We start from the raw sequence: 834 nt of genomic DNA on the forward strand, positions 1-834 counted from the left end.
TCACGGGTGACTGCAAGTGCCTGTGCAGCAAAGGCTTCATTCAGCTCAATCACATCCATCTGCTCGATGCTCAGATTGACTTGTTTGAGGAGTTTCTTGATCGCAGGTGCTGGAGCAAAGCCCATGATGCGTGGTTCAACCCCCACAGCCGTAGAAGCAATGATCTTGGCACGGGGTTTAAGTTGGTACTGTTCAATCGCTGCTTCTGAAGCAATCAGTACAGCAGCCGCACCGTCATTGATGCCTGACGCGTTTCCCGCTGTGACGGTGCCTTCTGCTGTAACGACTGGCTTCAGTTTGGCCAAACCTTCTAATGTGGTCGATGCACGTGGATGTTCATCCGTGTCCACCACAATCGGATCACCCTTACGCTGAGCAATGCTCACCGGGATGATCTCGTGTTTAAAAAAGCCTTGAGCTTGCGCGGTTGCTGTGCGCTTTTGACTCGTCAAGGCAAACTGGTCTTGATCTGCACGATCAATGTTAAATTGTTGTGCCACGTTCTCTGCAGTCTGTGGCATGGTTTCAACACCATACATGGCTTTCAGCTTCGGATTGATAAAACGCCAGCCCATGGTGGTGTCTTCAATCTTCTGGCTACGCCCATAAGCACTTTCTGATTTACCCATCACAAAGGGCGCACGTGACATGCTTTCTACACCGCCTGCAATAATCAGATTGGCTTCACCCGCTTTAATGGCACGGGCTGCAATCGCAATCGCATCTAGAGATGAACCACATAAACGGTTAATCGTCGTCGCAGGAACTTCTACCGGTAAACCTGCCAACAATGCCGACATACGTCCCACGTTACGGTTATCTTCACCGGCTTGG

1 protein-coding gene is annotated in these 834 nt (G+C 50.6%); it reads right to left on the bottom strand.

Annotated elements, in window-relative coordinates:
- Nucleotides 1-834, bottom strand: an 834-nt coding sequence (locus ACWQ4X_RS19720) for an acetyl-CoA C-acyltransferase (protein ID WP_457904679.1), incomplete at both ends; no start/stop codon positions are given.

The sequence above is a fragment of the Acinetobacter sp. NigerLNRRAM0016 genome, assembly GCF_054112845.1.